Origin of the sequence: Allokutzneria multivorans, from assembly GCF_039537405.1 — a bacterium.
GTDB classification, from domain to species: domain Bacteria; phylum Actinomycetota; class Actinomycetes; order Mycobacteriales; family Pseudonocardiaceae; genus Allokutzneria; species Allokutzneria multivorans.
The window spans coordinates 38,167-59,855 of record NZ_BAABAL010000019.1 but is presented as its reverse complement, the minus strand read 5'-3'; the positions used below and the strand labels follow the sequence as shown (position 1 = coordinate 59,855).

Sequence of the window (21,689 nt, the reverse complement as noted above, 5' to 3'; positions counted from 1 at the left end):
CGCCGGTGTTGTGTACCCAATGTGGCATTTGTTACGTCTGGCGAAACAAATGCCACATTGGGTACGTAGGCGCGGGGGTGGGTGGGGCGGTGATACGGGGGTAATAACGCGGCCTCGTAGGTTGCGAATGGCAGAGCCAGGACGCGCTAGGAGCCAGCGGGATGGATGAACAGCTGTCGGCGGAACAGCGGCACCGGATGCTCGTCGAGTGGAACGATACGGCCCGTGACGAGCCGGTGGAGTCGTTGACCCGCTTGGTCGAGCGGCACGCACGGCAGAGTCCGGACCGGCCCGCTGTTGTGTGCGGTGAGGTTCGGCTGACTTACGGCGAGTTGAACGCCAGCGCGAATCGGTTGGCTCGGCATCTCGCGGGGTTGGGCGTTGGGCCGGAGTCGTTGGTGGCGATCGCGCTGCCGCGCTCCGAGCGGACGGTGGTGGCGATCCTCGCGGTGCTCAAGGCGGGAGCGGCTTACCTGCCGATCGACCCGGGGTATCCCAGGGACCGCGTGGCGTTCATGGTGTCGGACGCTCGCCCGGAGATCGTGATCACGGACAGCGTCGAAGACCTGCTTGCAGGGTCGAGCATCGGCACAGCGGAGCTTCTCCCCGAAAACGTGCTGCTGTTGGACTCGCCAGGGGTTGAGCGGGCCATTTCTGCTTGCGCCGCAACGGATCTCGTCGTGGACGTCGACCCGGCGAACCCCGCTTACGTCATCTACACCTCGGGCTCGACCGGGACGCCGAAGGCGGCGGTGATCGAGCGGCGCTCGCTGGACGACCACTTGCTCACCGCCTGCGCCGAACACCCTGCTGTACAAGGCGTTTCCATCTGGCACACCTCGGTTTCGTTCGCGCACACGGTGCAGCAGCTGTTCCCGCCGCTGGCGATGGGTGGTTGCGTGCGGATCGCGAGCTTGGAGCCGGGAGCCGCCGACGCGGACATCACGTGCACGTTCCTCAAGGCCACGCCGAGCCACCTGCCGTTGCTGGATGAGCTGCCGAGGAACTTCTCGCCGACGCAGGAGCTGATGCTGTGCGGTGAAGCTCTGCTGAGCGAAGCGGTCGATCAGTGGCGACGCGCGCACCCGGAGATCAGGGTGGTCGGCGGCTACGGGCCGACCGAGGTCACCCTGCACTGCGCCGAGTTCGTGATGCAGCCCGGGGACGAGACGCCGTCCGGGGTGGTGCCGCTGGGCCGCGTGATGCCGAACTCCCAGGTCTACGTGCTGGACGAGCAGTTGCAGCCGGTTCCGCCCGGAGTCTCCGGGGAGCTGTACCTCAGCGGATCGGGCGTGGCGCGCGGCTACTACCGGCGGCCGGGGTTGTCGTCGGAACGCTTTGTGGCCAACCCTTTCGGCGCTCCGGGCAGCCGCATGTACCGCACCGGCGACCTGGCGCGCTGGCGGGCGGACGGCATCCTGGAGTTCGGCGGGCGGGTGGACAACCAGGCCAGCGTGCGTGGTTTCCGGATCGAGCTGGACGAGGTCGCGGCTGCGGCGGTCTCCCACCCGGACGTGGCCTACGCGGTTGCGGTCGTGCGGGAGGACCAGCCCGGTGACAAGCGGATCGTCTGCTACGTCGTCGCGGCGGGCGCGCAGGTCGACCGGCGGGTGTTGCGTGAGCACATGGGCGAGTGGCTGCCGGAGTTCATGCGGCCGTCGCTGATCGTCGAGCTGGACGCGCTCCCGTTGAACCCCAACGGGAAGGTCGACCGTCGAGCGTTGCCAGCTCCGGAGTTCTCGGCCGACGGTCGCGCGCCGGAGACCGACGACGAGAAGGTCCTTTGTGGACTGGTCGCGGACGTCCTCGGGCTGCCGTCGGTCGGCGTGGACGACGACTTCTTCGAGCTGGGCGGGCATTCCCTGCTGGCGGTCCGATTGCTCGGCCGGATCAGGTCGGCGTTCGGCGTCGAGCTGGCGCTGAGCACGGTCTTCGAGTCGCCGACGGTCGAGAAGCTGCTGTGGTGCTTCGACACCGCCGCGAGCGCGCGGCCCCCGCTGGTCGCCGTCGAGCGCCCGAAGCTGGTCCCGCTGTCATCGGTGCAGCGGCGGCTGTGGTTCATCGACCAGTTCGAGGGGCCGAGCCCGAACTACAACGTCGTCTGGGCGACCAAGCTCTCCGGGCGGATCAACCGCGACGCGCTCGACGCCGCCTTCGTCGACGTCGTCCAGCGGCACGAGGCACTGCGCACAGTGTTCTTCGAGTACGAAGGCGCGCCGTACCAGCGAGTTCTGCCACCCGCGCGCATCTTGTCCACTGTGGACTTCGACGTAAATGCGCTGGCTGCGGCGGCTCGGTACACCTTCGACCTCAGCGCGGACCTTCCGGTGCGAGCGACGCTGTTCTCCTTGTCGGAGAAGGAGCACGTCCTGCTCCTCGTCGTGCACCACATCGCGGCCGACGGCGGTTCGCTGATGCCGTTGACGCGAGACCTCTCCGCCGCGTACGCCGCCAGAATCCGTGGGAAAGCTCCTGCCTGGGAGCCGCACCCGGTGCAGTACGCGGACTTCGCCCTGTGGCAGAACGAATTGCTGGCCGCCGAGGAAGAGACCCAGATCGAGTTCTGGAAGCGGACCCTGGCCGGAGCGCCGGAACTGTTGGAGCTGCCGATCGACCGGCCGCGGCCCGCTGAGCCGAGCTTCCGGGGCGACCGCGTGCCGTTCTCCGTGGACGCGCGCTTGCACGAGCGGTTGGCCAAGCTCGCCAGTGAGACCGGCACCACGATGTTCATGATCGTGCACGCCGCGCTGGCCGCCATGCTGACGAGGATGGGCGCGGGCACCGACATCACGCTGGGCACCGCGTCGGCCGGGCGCGTCGATGCGGCGCTGGAGAACCTGGTCGGTTTCTTCGCCAACACCTTGGTGCTGCGCACTGACACCTCGGGCGAGCCGGGTTTCCGCGAGCTGCTGGCCCGGGTGCGCGCGGCCGATCTCGCGGCCTACGCCAACCAGGACGTGCCGTTCGAGCGCTTGGTCGAGGTGACCAACCCGACGCGGTCCCTCGCGCACACCCCGTTGTTCCAGATCATGTTGACCTACGAGGACGGGGTCGGTTCGCGGGTCGAGCTGCCGGGAGTGTCCACTTCGGACTACCCGATGGGCGCGGGAGTGGCCCGCTTCGACCTGTCCTTCTTCGTCTGGGAGAACCCGGCCGGAGCGGGGATCGACGGCTACCTGGAGTACGCGACCGACCTGTTCGACCGGTCGACGGCCGAGCGCCTGGTGACCTTCCTGATGCGCTTGCTCGACGCGGCGATCACCGATCCGGAGAAGCCGATCGGGCGGCTGGACCTGCTTACCGACGCTGACCGAAACGAGCTTCTGGTGGCGTGCAACGACACTGCGGCCGACGTTCCCGACGCGTTGCTCACGGAGATGATCGCCGCGCAGGTCCGGCGCGTGCCCGGCGCCACGGCGGTGGTGTGCGGAGACGACAGCCTCACCTACGCGGAGCTGGATGTTCGCGCGAATCGTCTCGCGAGGTGGTTGGCGTGCAACGGAGTCGGGCCGGAGCGCTTCGTCGGTGTCGCGCTGCCGAAGTCGACGGAGACGGTGGTCGCGCTGCTCGCCGTGCTCAAGGCGGGCGCCGCTTACCTCACAGTGGACCTGGCCTACCCGGCCGAGCGGATCGCGTACATGCTCGACGACGCGAACCCGGTTCTCGTGCTCACCCGATCGGACCTCGCGGAGAGAGTTCCGGCGGAAAACCTTGTGCTGCTTGACGAACTGGACCTGAGCGAGCTGTCGGAGGACGAGCCCGCGACGTCGCTCTCCATGCGCAATCCAGCGTTCGTCATCTACACCTCCGGATCTACTGGGCGTCCCAAGGGCGTTGTGGTCGAGCACCACTCGATCAACCACTACCTGGCGTGGAGCCGCCAGCTCTACACGGAGGTGAGCGGCCGGGCGCTGGTGCACTCCTCGCTGTCGTTCGACCTGACCGTCACCGGGGTCTTCGCGCCGTTGACCGCAGGCGGCTGCGTCCAGCTGATCGAGCTGGACGACGAGGGCAGCTCCGATGACGTGACGCGGCCGAGCTTCGTCAAGGCGACGCCGAGCCACCTGCCGATGCTGATCAACCTGCCCGACCGGTTCTCGCCGACCGACCAGCTCGTGCTCGGCGGGGAACCACTGCTGGGCGAAGTGCTGGACGAGTGGCGGGCGCGCAACCCCACGGCCACGGTCTTCAACGAGTACGGTCCGACGGAGACCACGGTCGGCTGCATGGAGTACGTGATCAAGCCGGGCGACCGCGTGGTTCCCGGAGTGCTCTCGCTCGGCAAACCCAGCTGGAACACGCAGATGTACGTGCTGGACGGCAACCTCAACCCGGCACCGATCGGCGTCGCGGGGGAGCTGTACATCGCGGGTGACCTGGTGACCCGCGGTTACCACAACCGGCAGGGCCTCACCGCGGAACGCTTCGTCGCCAATCCTTTCGGAGCGCCGGGAACGCGGATGTACCGCTCCGGCGACCTCGGCCGCCGCCGCGCGGACGGGCAGCTGGAGTTCATCGCCCGCGTCGACGACCAGGTCAAGGTGCGCGGCTACCGCATCGAACTCGGCGAGATCGAGGCCGTTCTCGGCCAAGCTCCCGGCGTCGGCGGCGTCGCGGTGATCGTCCGCGAGGACCGCCCCGGGGACAAGCGACTCGTCGCCTACGCGGTGCCGGACGGGGCGCTCGACGTGGAGGCGCTGCGCGCGAGGTGCGCCGAGTACCTGCCGGAGTACATGGTGCCGTCCGCGTTCGTCACGCTGGATTCCCTGCCACTGACGCCGAACCGCAAGCTCGACCGCAAGGCGCTGCCCGCTCCGGAGTACGGCGAGCAGTCGGGTGGCCGAGCCCCCGCCACGGCGCAGGAGAAGGTCCTCTGCGAGCTGTTCTCCGAGATGCTGGGTGTTCCCACGGTCAGCGTCGACGACGGGTTCTTCGCGCTGGGCGGGCATTCCCTGCTCGCGGTGCGCCTGCTCAGCCGCATCCGCTCCGCCTTCGGCGCCGACCTGTCGCTGCGTGAGCTGTTCGAGGCGCCCACCGTCGCCGCCGTGGCCGCCGCTGTCTCCACTGCCGTCACCGCGAACCCTGTCGAGAAGGCCCGGCCGGCCCTGCGCCGCATGCCGAGGCCGGAGGAGGTCTCGTGATCCCCCTGTCCTTCGCGCAGCAGAGGCTGTGGTTCCTGCACCGCCTCGAAGGCCCGAGCGCCACCTACAACGTGCCGCTCGCGGTGCGGCTCTCCGGTGTGCTCGACCTCGACGCGCTGCGCGAGGCCGTCGGTGACGTGGTGGGGCGGCACGAGTCGTTGCGCACCTGCTTCCCCGAGGTCGACGGCGAGCCCCGGCAGCAGGTCCTGCCGTCGTTCTGCCCCGATGTGTCCATTGTGGACATCTCGGAGGAGGCTTTGGCGGGCGCGATCACCGAGACCACGAACCAGGCCTTCGACCTCACCGCCGAAGTGCCGCTGCGCGTGACACTCTTCCGGCTCGGGCTTGATGAGCACGTCCTGCTGATCGTGACGCACCACGTGATCTCCGACGGCTGGTCGACGCGTCCTCTGCTGCGCGATCTGTCCATCGCGTACGACGCGCGATCACTCGGATGCGGTCCACAGTGGACAGATCTGCCCGTGCAGTACGCTGACTACGCGTTGTGGCAGCAGGAAGTCCTTGGCAGCGAGGATGATCCGGACAGCCTCATCAGCCGTCAGCTCGGCTACTGGACCGAAGCCCTGCGCGGCGCGCCGGAGTTGCTGGAGCTGCCGACGAGCAAGCCCCGGCCCGCCGTCGCATCCCATCGTGGAAACAAGGTCAGGGTACGGCTCGACGCATCGCTTGCGGAGCTTGCCCAGGAGACCTCGACGACGCCGTTCATGGTGTTGCAGGCCGCCATCGCCACACTGCTGACCCGGGTCGGCGCGGGCACGGACGTCCCGGTCGGCACCGTGGTCGCTGGGCGCACGGAGGAAGAACTGGAGGACCTGGTCGGGTTCTTCGTCAACACCTTGGTGCTGCGCACGAACACCGCCGGAGATCCGACGTTCCGAGAGCTTCTGGAGCGCGTGCGCAGCGCCGACCTTGACGCGTTCTCCCACCAGGACGTGCCGTTCGACCGTGTCGTGGAGGCCGTCAACCCGGCCCGCAGTCTTGGCCATCACCCGCTGTTCCAGGTCGCCCTTGTGTTGCAGAACGCTGACGCGGACGGGGTTTCCCTGCGCGGCCTGCAAGCCGAGGTGCTGCCCACCGACCTGATCGGCATCGCGAAGTTCGACCTGTCGTTCAGCTTGCAGGAAACCGCTTCCGGCGTTGTGGGAACCCTGGAGTACGCGGAGGACCTGTTTGACCGGGCCGCCGCCGAGGGCCTGGCCGCGCGATTCGTGCGCTTGACCGAAGCACTGGTGTCCAATCCGGACAGTCGCATCGGCGAGGTGGATCTGCTTGCTGAGGAAGAGAAGCAGCAGATCGCATCGTGGAACGACACCGCGAGGCCGATCCCCGGCGGCGACATCGCGTCGCTGTTCGAAGCGCAGGCGCGGCTCACCCCGGACGCTGGCGCGCTCGTCTTCGGTGCTGACACGGTTTCCTATGCGGAGCTGAACGCGCGGGCAAACCGGCTGGCGCACCGCTTGGCGGATCTCGGTGTGGGGCCGGAGGTCGCGGTCGGCCTGCTGGCGGCGCGGTCGATCGATCTCGTCGTGGCGATGCTGGCGGTGGTGAAGGCGGGTGGGGTCTACGTCCCGCTGCACCCGAGCTACCCGGCGTCCCGGATGTCATGGGCCATGCGGGAAACGCGGGCAACGGTGCTGCTCACCGACCTGGCCATGGCCGACCGGGACTTCGAGCACGACGCCACAGTGGTGGTGTTCGACGCGGAGCCGCTCGACGGCTACCCCGACACCGACCTGGCTGTGCGCCCGCACAACGAGAACCTTGCGTACGTCATGTACACGTCGGGTTCGACGGGAACGCCGAAGGGTGTCGCGGTCACCCACGCGGACGTGATCGCGCTCACCGCCGACCAGCGGTGGCAGGGTGAGTCGCAGCGCCGGGTTTTGCTGCACTCCTCGCATGCTTTCGACGCGGCGACCTACGAGGTGTGGGCGCCGTTGCTCGCGGGGAACCAGGTGGTGATCGCGCCGGACGGTGACATCGACGTTCGCGTGCTGACCGAGGTCCTGCGCGCGCACGAGGTCACGTGCGTCTTCCTCACCACCGCGCTGTTCAACCTGGTGGCAGAAGAGAATCCGGCCGCGTTCTCGACAGTGCACCAGGTGTGGCACGGCGGCGAAGCGGTGTCGCCGAGCGCGGTTCACCGGGTGCTCGACCACTGCCCGGACACGCGCGTGGTGCACGTCTACGGGCCGACCGAGACGACGACCTTTGCGACGTGTTTCCCCACGCAGGCGCCGTATCGTGCTGAGGGCACCGTGCCGATCGGCCGCGCGATGGACAACCTCCGCGCTTACGTGCTCGATTCCTCGCTGCGCTTGGTTCCGCCTGGGGTGGCGGGGGAGCTGTACCTGGCCGGTGATGGGCTCGCGCGTGGCTACGTGGGACAGCCTGGGTTGACGGCGGAGCGGTTCGTCGCGTGCCCCTTCGGCGGCCGGATGTACCGCACCGGAGATGTGGTGCGGTGGAACGCTGACGGGCAGATCGAGTTCGTGGGGCGCGCCGACCACCAGGTGAAGGTGCGCGGCTTCCGCATCGAGCTGGGTGAGATCGAGGCGGTGCTGGCCGCTCGGGTTTCCCAGGCGACCGTGATGGTGCGCGATGGCCGCTTGGTGGCCTACGTGGTGGCCAAGAGTGACGTGGGTTTGCGCGAGTACCTGGCGCGGAACCTGCCGGACTACATGGTGCCGAGCGCGGTCGTGGTCATGGACGCACTGCCGCTCAACTCCAATGGCAAGATCGACCGCAAGTTGCTGCCGGAGCCGGACTTCGGTGGTGTGTCGGGCCGTGCGCCGCGCACCGCTCGCGAGGAGATCCTTTGTGGACTGTTCGCCCGGCTCCTCGGGGCTGAGCGGGTCGGCGTGGAGGACAACTTCTTCGACCTCGGCGGGCATTCGCTGCTCGCCTCGCGCCTGGTCAGCCGGGTTCGCGCGGAGCTGGGCGCCGAACTGAGCATCCGCGATCTCTTCGAGGCGCCGACCGTGGGGCAGCTGGCGGAGCGGCTCGCGTCCGCCGAGGAGGCGCGGCCCGAACTGCGGCCAGCGGCGGAGCACGATCAGCTGTCGTTCGCGCAGCAGCGCCTGTGGTTCCTGCACGAACTCGATGGTCCGAGCCCGACGTACAACGTGCCGTTGGTGCTGCGCCTGAATGGGCAGCTCGACGTGGAGGCGCTGACGGCTGCTCTCGGTGATGTCGTTGAGCGTCATGAGCCGTTGCGGACCGTCTTCGGGTCCGTCGACGGGACTCCGCGCCGTCGCGTGCTCGGCTGGACGCCGACCATCGCCGTGGTTGAGGGCGATCTGCTGTCGGAGGCTCGTCGGCCGTTTGACCTCGGTGGCGAGATTCCGTTGCGTGCCAGCCTGTTCTCTGCTGGCGAGAACGAGCACGCGCTTCTTCTCCTTATGCATCACATTGCCACTGACGGTTGGTCGCACGGGCCGATGTGCCGCGACCTGGCGGTGGCCTACACTGCGCGGCTGGCTGGGAATGCGCCGGACTGGGCGCCGCTTGCGGTTTCCTACGCGGATTACGCGGTGTGGCAGCGTGATGTGCTTGCCACGGAGGAGAAGGCGCAGCTCGACTTCTGGCGTGGCGCGCTGGCGGGCTTGCCGGAGCTGATCGAGCTGCCGACCGATCGGCCTCGCCCGGCGATTGCCTCGCACCACGGGGACGTGGTCTCCTTCGACCTCAGCCCGGAGCTGTACGAGCAGATCCTTGCTGTGGCGCGCCAACACGGCGCCACCGTCTTCATGGTGATTCGCGCCGCGCTGGCCGCGCTGTTGTCGCGGATGGGTGCTGGGACCGACATCGCGTTCGGCGCGCCGGTCGCGGGGCGTTCGGACGAGGCCCTGGACGGGCTGGTCGGGCTCTTCGTCAACACGGTGGTGCTGCGAACAGATCTGTCGGGAGATCCGTCCTTTGTGGACCTTCTGGCGCGGGTCCGGGAAACCGACCTCGCGGCCTACGCGAACCAGGACGTGCCGTTCGATCGCTTGGTGGAGGTGCTGAACCCGGATCGTTCACTGGCGCACCACCCGCTGTTCCAGGTCGCGCTAACGGTGAACCGGGACATCGCGGGCGGGATCGACATGCCGGGTCTCGTCGTCACCGCCGAGGACATGTCCATTGGCGTGGCGAAGATGGACCTGGTCTTCGACGTGATCGAGTCCGACGCGGGAGCGCGGGCGAGCGTGCAGTACGCCGTCGACCTCTTCGACCGTGCCACCGTCGAGACCCTGGTTGAGCGCTTCATCCGCCTGCTCACCGCCGTGACATCCGCTCCTGACACCAGGATCAGCGCACTCGACGTGCTGAGCGCGGATGAGCGGCACCGGCTGCTGGCCGAGTACAACGACACGTCCGTTGAGCTTCCGGCTGCCACGATCCCGGAGCTGTTCGAGGCTCAGGTCCGACGCGACGCCGACGCCCCCGCAGTGCGCTTCGGCGAGGTTTCGTTGAGCTACGCCGACTTGGCTGGCCGGGTCAACGGCCTCGCTCGGGAACTGATCGCGAAGGGTGTTGGGCCGGAACGTGTTGTGGCGCTTGCCCTGCCTCGGTCCCTGGACATGGTGATCGCGCAGCTCGCGGTGCTCACGGCTGGCGGTGCTTATCTGCCGGTGGACCCGGACTACCCCGCTGACCGCATTGACTTCATGCTCGCCGACGCGCGGCCCGTGCTGACGATCACGCAGCTCGATGAGCCTGGCGTCGGGACGCCGGTCACCGATGCCGATCGCATTGCTCCGCTGAGCGTGGACAACCCGGCATGGGTGATCTACACGTCTGGTTCGACCGGTCGGCCTAAGGGCGTTGTGGTCTCGCACCGCGGCCTCGCGAGCCTCTCCGCGACGCACGTGCGGAACTTTGAGGTGGGGCCAGGGAGTCGGGTGCTCCAGTTCGCTTCGCCGAGCTTTGACGCGGCCGGGTGGGAGCTGTGCATGGCGCTGCTTTCTGGCGCATGCTTCGTGCTCGCGCCTGCTGAACGGCTTCAGCCTGGCGAGCCGCTGTCGTCGTTGATCCTTGAAGAGCGCATCACGCACGTGACGTTGCCGCCGGTGGCGCTCGGTGTCACGGAGGACTTGCCTGTCGGGTTGACGTTGGTGGTGGCGGGTGAGGCGTGCCCGCCGGAGTTGGTGGGGCGGTGGTCGGTCGATCGCCGAATGGTCAACGCGTACGGTCCGACCGAGACCACGGTGTGCGCGACGATGAGTTCTCCTTTGTCGGGAACGGTGATTCCGCCGATCGGTCGTCCGATCGTGAACGCCCAGGTCTACGTGCTCGACGCGCGTCTCCAGCCCGTTGCGCCGGGTGTGACGGGCGAGCTGTACGTGACCGGCGCGGGCTTGGCGCGGGGTTACCTGAACCGTTCGGCTCTGACGGCGGAACGCTTTGTGGCTTGCCCGTTCGGCGGTCGGATGTACCGCACGGGCGACTTGGCGCGGTGGAACTCCGATGGGCAGTTGGAGTTCGTGGGGCGGGCGGATCTTCAGGTGAAGGTGCGTGGCTTCCGTATCGAGCTGGGCGAGATCGAGTCCGTTCTGGCTGCTCGTGTCGCCCAGGCGACGGTGATCGTGCGCGAGGATCGTCCTGGGGACAGGCGGATTGTGGCTTATGTGGTTGGTGATGCGATCGGTTTGCGTGAGCACGCCGAGAGCCAGTTGCCGGACTACATGGTGCCGTCGGCGTTCGTTGAGTTGGACGCCCTACCCGTCACGCCGAACGGCAAGATTGATGTCAAGGCACTGCCCGCTCCGGCCATTGAGGCGAGTGTGGCGAGGGCGCGCAGTCCGCGCGAAGAGCTGCTGTGCGCGCTGTTCGCGGAAGTCCTTGGCGTGGAACGCGTTGGTGTCGACGACAACTTCTTCCACCTCGGCGGGCACTCGCTGCTGGCCACCCAGTTGATCAGCCGCATTCGCACGGTCTTCGGTGTCGAGCTGCCGGTGCGCGTGCTCTTCGAAGAGGGCACGGTCGCGAAATTGGCCGAGTGTGTCGATGGCGCGGACTCCGCTCGTACCGCACCCACGCCCCGCCCGCGTCCTGAGCGTCCGCCGCTGTCCTTCGGCCAGGGGCGACTGTGGTTCGCCTACCAGTTGGAAGGCGCCAGCTCGACCTTCAACGTGCCGTTGGTGCTGCGGCTCTCCGGCTCCTTCGACTGCGATGCGATGCGGGCCGCCGTCACGGATGTGGTGCAGCGGCACGAAACCCTGCGCACGGTGTTCCCGGACAACTATCAGCTGGTTCGCGATGCCTTCGAGGTTCCGTTCACGATTGCCGAGGTCGCTGAGGACGAGCTGCTGGACTCCGTCCGTGCTGCGGCCGACTTCCCGTTCGACCTGGCGAAGGACCTGCCGACGCGGGCCACGGTGTTCAAGCTCGGCGCCGACGAGCACGTGCTGTTGCTGCTGATGCACCACATCGCGGCGGACGGTGCGTCGATCGGGCCGCTGCACGAGGACCTGGCGACGGCCTACGCGGCGCGGCGGGCCGGGCGAGCACCGACGTGGGCGCCGCTCGGACTGTCCTATGTGGACTACTCGTTGTGGCAGCGCGAACTGCTGGGCACCGAGGACGAGCCGGGCAGCGTTGTGGCGAAGCAGCTGGACTTCTGGCGCGCCTCGTTGGCCGGGCTGCCCGAGCTGATCGAGCTGCCGACCGACCGGCCTCGGCCCGCAGTGGCTTCCTATCGTGGCGCTGACCTCTCCTTCGAGATGAGTTCGGCGCTGCACCAGGCCGTTGTCGCGTTGGCGCGCCAGCACGGCGTCACAGCGTTCATGGTTGTGCGTGCGGCTCTTGTGCTGCTGCTGTCCCGCATGGGGGCCGGGACGGACATCGCGATCGGAGCGCCGATCGCGGGTCGCTCCGACGAAGCCCTGGACGGGCTGGTCGGATTCTTCGTCAACACGTTGGTGCTGCGAACGGACGTGTCCGGAGATCCGTCCTTTGTGGACCTGTTGAAGCGCGTGCGGGAGTCCGACCTCGCGGCCTACGCGAACCAGGACGTGCCGTTCGAACGCCTGGTAGAGGTGCTGAACCCGGACCGTTCGCTCGCGCACCACCCGCTGTTCCAGATCAGCATGAACTTCCAGAGCGACGCGGAGTCGTTCTGCGAGTTGGAAGGGCTCGACGTCGCACCGATCGACATCGGCGTCGGAACGTCCAAGTTGGACTTGCAGTTCGGCTTGCGGGAGTCGTACTCCGCCGACGGGGCTCCGGCTGGAGTCAGCGTCAACGTGCAGTACGCGGCCGATCTCTTCGACCACAACACGGTTGAAGCACTGGCCGCACGTCTGCTGCGCGTGCTCGAAGCGGTCGTGGGCGACCCGTCGCAGCGCATCAGTGTGGTGGAGGTGCTGGCCGACGACGAGCGAGCCCGGTTGCTGGAGGAGTACAACGCCACCGATCGTGACGTTGCCGCAGCGGTCATTCCCGAGCTGTTCGCCCGCCGTGTCGCGGAGAATCCGGAGGCGCCGGCGGTGGTGTTCGAGCGGGAGACCGTCTCCTACGCACAGCTCGACGACCGTGCGAACCAACTCGCCCGGCACTTGGTGAGTCAGGGAGTCGGCCCGGAAACCATTGTGGGCGTGGCACTTCCGCGCTCGGTGGAGCTGGTCGTCGGAGTGCTCGCCGTGCACAAGGCGGGCGGCGCTTACGTGCCGATCGACCCCGACTACCCGGCGGACCGCATCGAGTACATGATCACCGACGCTAAGCCGGTCGGCGTGCTGACCACGCCTGAGCTGGCGTCGCGGTTGCCCGAGGGCACCACCGTGTTCCAGGTCGGCGTGGATGGTTTGCCGTCGCACTCGGTGGAGCGCCCCGGCCTGACCGTCGACTCTCCGGCTTGGGTGATCTACACCTCCGGCTCGACCGGTAGGCCCAAGGGGGTCGTGGTCTCGCACCGCGGCTTGGCGGCCCTATCGGCGACCCACGTGGAGAACTTCGAGGTGGGGCCAGGCAGCCGTGTGCTCCAGTTCGCCTCACCGAGCTTCGACGCGGCCGGGTGGGAACTGTGCATGGCGCTGCTTTCCGGCGCGTGCTTGGTCCTCGCCCCGGCCGAACGCCTCCAGCCCGGTGAGCCGCTCTCTGCGCTGATCGCCGAGCAGGGCGTCACCCACGTGACGTTGCCGCCGGTGGCGCTTGGCGTCACGGAAGACCTGCCCGTCGGCCTGACGTTGGTGGTGGCGGGCGAAGCATGCCCGCCGGAGTTGGTGGGGCGGTGGTCGGTCGATCGCCGGATGGTCAACGCCTATGGGCCGACCGAGACGACGGTGTGCGCGACGATGAGCGCACCGTTGTCGGGTGCGGTCGTGCCGCCGATCGGCCGTCCTATCGTCAACGCGAAGGTCTACGTGCTGGACGCGCGTTTGCAGCCCGTCGCTCCTGGAGTGACCGGCGAGCTGTACGTGACCGGTGACGGCTTGGCGCGGGGCTATCTGGGGAAGCCGGGCTTGACGGCGGAGCGCTTTGTGGCGTGCCCGTTCGGCGGCCGGATGTACCGCACCGGTGACTTGGCGCGGTGGAATGCGGACGGCCAGCTGGAGTTCATCGGGCGCGCGGATTTTCAGGTGAAGGTGCGTGGTTTCCGTATCGAGCTGGGCGAGATCGAGTCGGTGCTAGCTGCTCGTGTCGCCCAGGCGACGGTGATCGTGCGCGAGGACCGCCCTGGAGATCGCCGAATTGTGGCTTATGTGGTTGGCGACGCGACCGGTTTGCGCGAGCACGCCGAGAGCCAGCTGCCGGACTACATGGTGCCGTCGGCGTTCGTGGTTCTCGACGCGCTGCCGGTCACGCCGAACGGCAAGATCGATGTGAAGGCTCTGCCTGCTCCGGCCGCCGAAGCCACGGGCGCGCGGGCGCGCAGTCCGCGCGAAGAGCTGCTGTGCACCCTGTTCGCGGAAGTCCTTGGCGTCGGCGAAATTGGTGCGGACCAGGACTTCTTCGCCTTGGGTGGGGACAGCATCCTGTGCATCGAGCTGGCCACCTCAGCGCGCCGTGCCGGGTTGGTCTTCTCGGTGCGCGACATCTTCCAGCACCGCACTCCGGAAGCCCTGGCCCTGGTGGCGACCGGGGACGACACCGCGTCGGTGACGCAGGACGACGACAGCGGCGAGTTCGCGCCCGTTCCGATCATGGAGTGGATGCGCGAGCTGGGCGATCCCTTCGAGGGCTACAACCAGTCCGTCACCGTGCGGACGCCGAAGACCGCGACCTTTGACGACCTGACGAAGGCGCTGCGCGCGGTGGTCGATCACCACGGCGCGCTGCGCATGCGACTGTCTACAAAGGACGATCGCTGGAGCTTCACGATCGCCGAGCCGGGGAACGTCCCCTTGGCGAGGGTCGACGTTGCCGGGCTGACCGACGAGGAGTTCGCGGCCGTCGCGCAGGAGGAGGGCGAGGCCGCGCGCCTGCGACTGGCGCCGACCGAGGGCGTGTTGCTCCAAGCAGTGTGGTTCGACTTCGGCCCCGACACCGCCGGACGGCTGCTCTTGGTTGTGCACCACCTCGCGGTTGACGGCGTTTCGTGGCGAATCTTGTTGCCGGACTTGGCTTCCGCGTGGCGAGCTATCGTCGCCGGGCGCACTCCGTCGCTCGATCCGGTCGTCACGTCGGTGCCGTCGTGGTCGCGCAGGATCGCCGAGCAGGCCAAGGAACGTGCGGCCGAGCTTGACCTGTGGCGGTCGGCTTTGGAGCGCCCGGAGCCGGTGCTTGGCAGTCGTGCGCTCGATCCGAAGCTCGACACCGTTGGCACTGTTCGCTATCTGACCACTGAACTGTCCACGGAGGACACTTCGGCGCTGTTGACCACAGTGCCCACGGCCTTCCATGCGGGCATCAACGACGTGCTGCTGACCGGTGTCGCACTGGCGCTCGGGTTCTGGCGGGGCGGCGGCAGCGAGGTCGTGCTGAACCTGGAAGGCCACGGCCGCGAGGACGTCGTCCCGGGCGCGGACCTGTCCCGCACGGTCGGGTGGTTCACCAGCCTCTACCCGGTGCGGCTCGACCCGGGCACTGCCGACTGGGCCGAAGTCCGGGCGGGCGGTCCGGTCGTCGGCCGAGCCCTCAAGGCGGCCAAGGAACAGCTGCGAGCCGTGCCGGACAATGGGATCGGCTTCGGCATGCTGCGCTACCTCAATGCCGAGACCGCGCGGGTCCTCGCACCGTTGCCGGTGCCGCAGGTGGCGTTCAACTACCTCGGCCGGTTCGGCGGCTCTTCGGGCGGACGCAAACCCGTCGACTGGACCCAGGTCGACGACGTGCCCACGCCGCAGGCCCGGGACCTCGATCAGGCGGTCTCGCACACCTTGGAGATCAATGCTGCGGCGGTGGACGGCGCCGACGGGCCTCGGCTGCGGGTGACGTGGTCGTGGGCTGGGGAACTGCTGTCCGAAACGGCCGTCGCCCGGCTCGCGGAAGCGTGGTTCGACGCGCTGCGCGGCCTGGTGCGGCACGCCGAGGACCCGACGGCGGGTGGTCTCACGCCGTCCGACCTCTCGTTCGGCCTCGACCAGGACGAGATCGACGAGCTCGAAGCGGAATTGGGGATTCTGGAGTGAAGCGATCAGCTCTCGAAGACGTGCTGCCCCTCTCGCCGTTGCAGGAGGGCATGTACTTCCACGCCAGCTACGACGAGGGCGGGGTGGACGTCTACCACTCCCAGTTCGTCCTCGGCCTCGGCGGAGCGGTGGAGCCCGACGTGCTCCGGGCCGCCGCGTCGGCGCTGCTGCGGCGGTATCCCGTGCTGCGCTCGGGGTTCCGGCTGCGCAAGAACGGCGAACCGATCCAGGTGATTCACCGCGCCGTTGCCGAGGCGTGGGCGGAACTCGATCTGTCCGAAGTGGACGGTCACGGTCTTGAGGGCTTCCTCGCCGAGGACCGGCAGCGGAGCTTCGACCTGGCCAAGCCGCCGCTGATGCGCTTCACCCTGGTCAAGCTCGCGCCCACTGCCTACAAGCTCGTCATCACCAACCACCACATCCTGGTCGACGGGTGGTCGTGGGGCGTGCTGATGGAGGACCTGTTCACCCTGTACGCCCAGCGTGGCGAGGCGGTCGGCATGCCGTTGGTCGTGCCGTACCGCAACTATCCCGAGTGGTTGTCCAAACAGGACAGTCAAGCCTCGCTGAGGGTGTGGCGCGAGGCGCTGGACGGCGTTGACCGGCCCACCGTGCTCGCCCCGGACATCGCGGGGGAGTCGGTCGTGCCCGCGCGGATCACCGTTGCGCCGGAAGGGCTCGGCGCGGAAGTGGATCGCGTGGTGCGGGCCAGCAAGCTCACCGCGGCCACGCTGGTCCAAGCCGCGTGGGCCTCCGTGCTCCAGGCCGTGACCGGTCGCGAGGACGTTGTCTTCGGCACCACGGTTTCCGGCCGTGCGCCGGAGATCCCCGGTGTGCAGAAGATGGTCGGGATGTTCATCAACACCGTCCCGGTCCGCGTGCGGCTCCGGTCGGACGAGCCGGTGGCGGACAACCTCGTGCGGCTGCGTGATGAGCAGTCGAAGCTGTTGGCGCACCAGTACCTCCGGCTCACCGATGTGGTTCGGCAGACAGGTTTGCCGACGCTGTTCGACACGTTCGTGATCTTCGAGAACTACCCCGTCGACTTCTCCGCCCGCGAGATCGCGCCGGGCGTGCGGTTGACCGACGTCGGTGGCCAGGACGCCGCGCACTACCCGCTCCGGCTGGCCGCCGCGCTGACCGATCAGCGGCTGGAAGTGCTGCTGGAGTACCGCCCCGACGTGTTCGACGCCGAGGCCGCGCAGTGGATCGCCGATGCGTACGTGCGCGCGCTGTGGGACGTTGTGCGGCGATGGGACGAGCCCTTCGGTCAGCCCCTCGAACTGTCCGAAGTGGACCGTCAGCGCATGTTCGGCTCGTTCGTCGATGCGGCTCCGGAGATCGCTGAGCCCGTGCGCTCGCGCCGTCCTCGCGACTCGCGCGAGGAGATCCTGTGCGGCTTGGTCGCCGAGGTTCTCGGGCGGGAGAACGTGGGCGTCGACGAGGACTTCTTCGCGCTCGGCGGGCATTCGCTCAGCGCGATCCGGTTGCTGTCACGCGTTCGCGCGGTGTTCGGCGTCGAGCTGCCGGTGCGGGTGATCTTCGAGGCGCCGACCGTGGCGTTGCTGTCGGAGCGCGTGCGCGGCGGTGGCTCGACCCGTCCGGCACTGCGACCCGGGATCAGGCCCGCGCACGTCCCGCTGTCCTCAGCACAGCGGCGGCTTTGGTTCATCCAGCAGCTCGAAGGCCCCAACGCCACCTACAACCTCCCGATGCCCGTGCGGCTGACCGGAGAGCTGGACCGCCAGGCGCTGATCGCCGCGCTCGGCGACGTGGTGGCCAGGCACGAGAGCCTGCGCACGGTCGTTGCCGAGTCGCACCAATGGATTCTCGACGCCGCCACCAAGCCGGTCGTGCAGGTCGTCGACGTCACCGAGGAGGAGCTGCCCTCGGCGTTGCGCACTGCGGCGGCCACCCCGTTCGACCTCGCGCGTGACCTGCCGATCCGTGCCTGGCTTTTCGCGCTGTCGGAACGCGAGCACGTGTTGCTGTTGGTGCCGCACCACATCGCCATGGACGGCTGGTCGGCCGGTCCACTGTGGAGCGACATCGTCGCCGCCTACAGCGCACGCCGCTCGGGCACGGGTCCACAGTGGACTCCGCTACCCGCCCAGTACGCGGACTACGCGCTGTGGCAGCAAGAACTGCTCGGCAGCGAGGAAGATCCGGAGAGCCTCATCAGCGAGCAGCTGGGGTTCTGGCGGGACACCCTGTCCGGCTCGCCGGACTGGTTGGAGCTGCCCACCGATCGCCGTCGCCCGGCCGCGCCCAGCCGCCTCGGTGACACCGTCGAGTTCAGCACCGGGTCGCAGGCCCACGCGGGACTGGTCAAGCTGGCGCACACCAGCCAGGCCAGCGTGTTCATGGCAGTGCACGCGGCACTCGCGGCGCTGCTGACCAGGCTCGGCGCGGGCACGGACATCCCGATCGGCACCGCCGTCGCGGGACGCGGTGACCAGGCGCTGGACGAGTTGGTCGGCTTCTTCGTCAACACGCTCGTGCTGCGCGCCGACACCTCCGGCGACCCGACCTTCCGCGAACTCCTGGCCCGCGTGCGGCAGACCGACCTCGCCGCGCTGGCCAACCAGGACGTGCCGTTCGAGCGCCTGGTGGAGGTGGTCAACCCGGTCCGCTCGCCCGCGCACCACCCGCTGTTCCAGGTGATGCTGGCGTTCCAGAACACCGGCGGCGAGATCAGCGAGCTGCCGGGGCTGACCGCGAGCGCGGAGGGCTTCGGCGTCGGAGTCGCCAAGTTCGACCTGTCCTTCAGCGTGCGCGAGTCCTTCGACGCCGACGGCGCTCCGGCTGGGCTCGAAGGAGTCCTGGAGTACTCGGCCGATCTGTTCGACCGCGACACCGCTCGTGCGATCGTCGACCGCCTTGTGCGCCTGATCACCGAGGCAGTTGAGGAACCGGACCGCGTGCTGAGCGGCCTGGAGCTGTTGTCGGACGAGGAAAAGCGCCAGCTGGTCGCGCCACCCGCCGTCGCTGCCGTCTCCACCCTGCCGGAGCTGTTCCAAGCGCAGGTCGCGCGCACGCCCGACTCGCCCGCCGTGGAGTGCGAGGGCGTGGTCCTCACGTACGCGGAGCTGAACGCGCGCGCCAACCGGCTCGCCCACCGCCTGATCGCCGAGGGCATCGGGCCGGAGAGCATCGTGGCGCTGACGCTGCGCCGGTCGATCGACTACGTGGTCAGCGTTCTCGCGGTGAGCAAGGCGGGCGGCGCCTACCTCCCGGTCGACCCGGAGTACCCGGCGGAGCGCATCGACCACGTGCTCAGCGACGCGAAGCCCGCCATGACGATCACAACGTCCATTGTGGACGCTGATTATCCGGACACGGACCCCGTTGCTGAGATCACACCGGATCACCCGGCTTACGTCATCTACACCTCTGGCTCGACCGGCAAGCCTCGCGGAGTCGTGGTCACCCACGCCGGGCTGGCGGCCTTGTCTGCCAACCAGATCGAGCACTACCGCGTCGACAGCGACAGCAGGGTGCTCCAGTTCGTGTCGCCGAGCTTCGACGTCTCGGTGGCCGAGCTGAGCCTCGCGCTGCTCTCCGGCGCGTGCTTCGTGGTCCCGCCGCGCCAACTCGCGGGCGCCGAACTCGCCGCCGCGCTGGTCGGGCGGCGGATCACCCACGTGATGGTGCCGCCGTCGGTGATGAGCGGCGTGCCCAAGGTCGAGCTGCCGTCGTTGCGGGCGTGGATCACCGGCGCGGAGACGTGCCCGGAGGACCTGGTGGACTTCTGGGCGCGGGACCGGCTGATGATCAACGCCTACGGTCCCACCGAAGCGACCTGCGACGTGACGTTCACGGCGTGCTCGCCGGGGCGGCCGTTGACCATCGGGACGGCCATCGACGGCATGGCCACCTATGTGCTCGATTCCTCGCTGAGGCCGGTACCGCCCGGTGTGGTGGGGGAGCTGTACCTTGCCGGGCGCGGACTCGCGAGGGGCTACCTCGGTGATCCGGCCACCACCGCGGCGCGGTTCGTGGCCAGCCCGTTCGGCGATCCGGGCACGCGGCTCTACCGCACCGGTGACCTCGCGAGGTGGCGCGGCGGCAGATTGGAGCTGGCGGGCCGGGTCGACACGCAGGTCAAGCTGCGCGGCTTCCGCATCGAACTCGGCGAGATCGAGACCGCGTTGCGCCGTCACGACAAGGTCGATGCGGCGGTGGCGATCGTCCGCGAGGACCGCCCCGGAGACCGACGACTGGTCGCCTACGTCGTCGGTGACGTGCCAGGCCCGGAGCTGCGGTCTTACTTGGCGACGTGCCTTCCGGACTACATGGTGCCGTCGTCCTTCGTCGGCATGGACACGCTTCCACTGCTGCCCAACGGGAAGCTCGACCGTCGCGCGCTGCCGGAGCCGGTCGTCGAGATCTCGGACAGCGCGCCGCGAACCCCGCGCGAGAAGGTCCTTTGTGGACTGTTCGCGGAAGCGCTCGGCGTTGCGGAGGTCGGCGTCGACGACGACTTCTTCGAGCTGGGCGGGCATTCCCTGCTCGGCGTCGAGCTGGCGGGGCGCATCGGCGCGGTCCTCGGCGCGGAGCTGACGGTGCGCGCGGTGTTCGACGCGCCGACCCCGGCCGCCCTGGCCGCGCTGCTGGACGGCGAGCCCACTCAGCGTGATGCGTTCGGCGCGTTGCTTCCTTTGCGCGCCAAGGGAACTCGGCCGCCACTGTTCTGCCTGCCGCCGATCGCGGGCATGAGCTGGCGCTACACCGGCCTGCTGCGCGCGCTCGACTCGGAGATCCCGGTGTACGCGCTCCAGTCGCGCGGCCTGGACGGGGACGAGGAGCGCCCGCAGACGATGGAGGCGATGGTCGCCGACTTCGCCGAGCTGATCCGTTCCGTGCAGCCGGAAGGCCCGTACCACCTCGTCGGCTGGTCCTTCGGCGGCAACCTCGCGCACGCGCTGGCGACCCACCTGGAGGACGTCGGCCTGCTCGCGATCCTCGACGCCTACCCGGCCGAGGAGAGCAAGCGTGGCCAGTCGGACCGGAAGGCGTTGCTGGCCTCCATGTTCGAGGAGTACGCCAAGGCATACGGCGACGAGGGCGCGGAGGTGCCGGAGGACGAGGAATCCCTGCGGGCGCGGATCGTCGACTACCTCGGACGCGGGTCCAGTGAGTTGAGCCGGCTGGACGAGCAGCGGCGGTCGGCCGTGCTGGAGGTGATGGTGACCAACGCGACGCTGGCGCTGACCCACGAGCCTGAGAGCTACCCCGGCGACGTGGTGCTGGTGGTCGCGGGCCGCAGCCGCAAGGACTGGGCCACCCCGGAGAGCTGGAAGTCCACTGTGGATGGAGAGATCATCGTGCACGAGGTGGACTGCCTGCACGAGAACATGATGGAACCGGGTCCCGCGACGGAGATCTGCGAGATCCTGGAAGCGGGCCTGCCGCAGGAGGTGCGACGATGACCGTGATCGCGGAAGCCGCCCTGGATCTCGGCGATCCCCAGCTGTACAGCTCGGAGGAGCGCTTCGCGCTGTGGCGGGAGCACTCCGCCGCCGACTCGCTGGTGTGGAGCGGGCCCGGCAGCTCGCCGCGCGGGTTCTGGTCGGTGTTCTCCCACGAGGCCTGCCGCAAGGTGCTTTCGCCCACGGCGCCGTTCACCTCCGAGTACGGCATGATGATCGGCTTCGACGCGGAGCAGCCGGACAACTCCGGCGGCAAGATGCTGGTGGTCACCGACGGCGAGCACCACACCTACCTCCGTCAGATGGTCGCGCCCTTCCTGTCCAAGGCGATGGCCACCACCCTCGGCGAGTTCATCGAGGAGGAAGTGCGCGCCAGCGTTGACCAAGCACTGGCGGCGGGCAGCGCCGACGTGGCCCTGCGCATCGGCCCGAGTCTGCCCGCGGCGGTGGTCTGCGAGGTGCTCGGCGTGCCCGCTGAGGACCGGGAACGCTTGGTGGAGCTGACCAATCACGCCTTCGGCGGCAATGACAGCGCGTTC

General features: G+C 68.6%; 3 protein-coding genes. All 3 read left to right on the top strand.

The window, feature by feature from the left end; translation table 11 throughout:
- Positions 1–161 precede the first annotated feature (161 nt).
- Genes ABD798_RS28085 through ABD798_RS28075 form a run of 3 tightly spaced genes read left to right on the top strand, consistent with a single transcriptional unit; the run spans position 162 to position 21,150 of the window.
- Positions 162–5,141 carry an amino acid adenylation domain-containing protein gene (locus tag ABD798_RS28085; RefSeq protein WP_344881131.1) on the top strand — a complete coding sequence of 1,660 codons (4,980 nt, stop codon included), beginning with the start codon at positions 162–164 and terminating at the stop codon, positions 5,139–5,141.
- On the top strand, positions 5,138–15,718 hold the full coding sequence (locus ABD798_RS28080; protein WP_344881128.1) for a non-ribosomal peptide synthetase: 10,581 nt from the start codon (positions 5,138–5,140) through the stop codon (positions 15,716–15,718). The genes ABD798_RS28085 and ABD798_RS28080 overlap by 4 nt, the downstream gene beginning before the upstream one ends.
- Positions 15,715–21,150: an amino acid adenylation domain-containing protein gene (locus ABD798_RS28075; RefSeq protein ID WP_344881125.1), complete on the top strand. Its 5,436-nt coding sequence runs from the start codon at positions 15,715–15,717 to the stop codon at positions 21,148–21,150. The genes ABD798_RS28080 and ABD798_RS28075 overlap by 4 nt, the downstream gene beginning before the upstream one ends.
- Positions 21,151–21,689: the final 539 nt, after the last annotated feature.